Source organism: Spirillospora sp. NPDC046719 (assembly GCF_040645715.1).
GTDB lineage: Bacteria > Actinomycetota > Actinomycetes > Streptosporangiales > Streptosporangiaceae > Spirillospora.
Map to the genome: position 1 here is coordinate 1 of NZ_JBEYYT010000857.1, position 1,707 is coordinate 1,707.

The window sequence follows — 1,707 nt, forward strand, 5'->3', positions numbered from 1 at the left end:
CGGCGGCCGCGGTTCCATCTCGGACCGCGGCGGCCGGGCCGCTCCGTTGTCAGGGGGCCTTGAGGGGGACCGGCACCCGCTCGCGGAGCTCGTCGAGCGTGATGCCGAAGGTCTCGCGGACCGACGCGCCGTCCGGGCCGACGTCGATGACGGCGACGTCGGTGTAGACGCGGCTGACGCAGCCGACGCCGGTCAGCGGGTAGGTGCACGCGGGCACCAGCTTCGACCGGCCCTGCTTGTCGAACAGCGTCATCATCACGAACACCTGCTTGGCGCCGATGGCCAGGTCCATCGCGCCGCCGACGGCCGGGATCGCGCCGGGGGCGCCGGTGCTCCAGTTCGCGAGGTCCCCGGTGGCCGAGACCTGGAACGCGCCCAGCACGCACACGTCGAGGTGGCCGCCGCGCATCATCGCGAACGAGTCCGCGTGGTGGAAGTACGACGCGCCGGGAAGCTCCGTCACCGGGACCTTCCCGGCGTTGGTGAGGTCCGGGTCGATCTCGTCGCCCGTCGCGGCGGGCCCCATGTTGAGCATGCCGTTCTCGGTGTGCAGCACGACGCCCGAGCCGTCCGGGAGGTGGTCGGCGACCTTGGTGGGACGGCCGATGCCGAGGTTGACGTAGGAGCCCTCCGGGATGTCGCGGGCGACGACCGCCGCGAGCTCGTCCGGGGTGAGGGGCCTGGTGGCGCCGGGCTCCGTGGTGGAGGACTCGGTGGTGGGGGACATCGTCAGCGCGCTCCTTGGACGGTGTAGTGGCGTTCCTCGACCCGCACCACGCGGTCGACGTAGATGCCCGGCGTGACGACCGCCTCCGGGTCGAGGTCCCCGGCGGCGACGACGCCGCCCACCTGCACGATCGTGGTGGCCGCGGCGGTCGCCATGACGGGGCCGAAGTTGCGGGCGGTCTTGCGGTAGACGAGGTTGCCCAGCGTGTCGGCGCGGTGGGCGCTGATCAGCGCCACGTCGCCCCGGATCGGGTACTCCAGGACGTGGACGCGGCCGTCGATCGTCCGGGTCTCCTTGCCCTCCGCCAGCGGGGTGCCGACGCCGGTCGGGCAGTAGAAGGCGCCGATGCCCGCGCCCGCCGCCCGCATCCGCTCCGCGAGGTTGCCCTGCGGCACGATCTCCAGCTCGATCCTCCCGTCCCGGTACAGCTCGTCGAAGACGTAGGAGTCGCTCTGCCGGGGGAAGGAGCAGATCACCTTGCGCACCCGTCCGGCCTTGAGCAGCGCGGCGAGCCCGACGTCCCCGTTGCCGGCGTTGTTGGACACGATGGTGAGGTCCTTCGCGCCCTGCCGGATCAGCCCGTCGACGAGGTCGAACGGCATGCCCGCGAAGCCGAAGCCGCCGACCAGGACGGTGCTGCCGTCCTCGATCCCGCGGACGGCCTCGTCGATGCTCTCCAGGATCTCCGTGCGGCTCACGCCCCGGCCTCCGTGTCGGTGTTCTCGAGGACGACGGCGAGGCCCTGCCCGACGCCGATGCAGATGGCGGCGACGCCCCAGCGCTCGCCGCGCTCGCGGAGCACCTTCGCGAGCGTGCCGAGGACGCGGGCGCCGCTGGCGCCGAGCGGGTGGCCGATCGCGATCGCGCCGCCCCGGGTGTTGACGATCTCCGGGGGCAGGCCCCCCGGGGCCCCGCCGACCAGCGACTGCACCCCGCACCCCGCCTTCATCTCCAACGCGCCCCCCCCCGCCCCCCCCCAG

Annotated in this window: 2 protein-coding genes and 1 pseudogene; all 3 read right to left on the reverse strand. The window is 73.5% G+C overall.

The window, feature by feature from the left end:
- Window positions 1-49: 49 nt before the first annotated feature.
- Window positions 50-727, reverse strand: coding sequence for a 3-oxoacid CoA-transferase subunit B (locus ABZ914_RS50985; RefSeq protein ID WP_500201767.1), 678 nt, complete (start codon window positions 725-727; stop codon window positions 50-52).
- Between the two features lie 2 nt (window positions 728-729).
- Window positions 730-1,425: a 3-oxoacid CoA-transferase subunit A gene (locus tag ABZ914_RS50990; RefSeq protein WP_387029195.1), complete on the reverse strand. Its 696-nt coding sequence runs from the start codon at window positions 1,423-1,425 to the stop codon at window positions 730-732.
- A pseudogene (locus ABZ914_RS50995) lies at window positions 1,422-1,707 on the reverse strand (hypothetical protein); the annotation flags it as partial. The gene ABZ914_RS50990 and the pseudogene ABZ914_RS50995, both read right to left, overlap by 4 nt.

What these genes read in the sequence shown, in the direction of transcription:
- ABZ914_RS50985 (WP_500201767.1), bottom strand. Translation starts at nt 727, where the DNA reads ATGTCCCCCACCACCGAGTCCTCCACCACGGAGCCCGGCGCCACCAGG.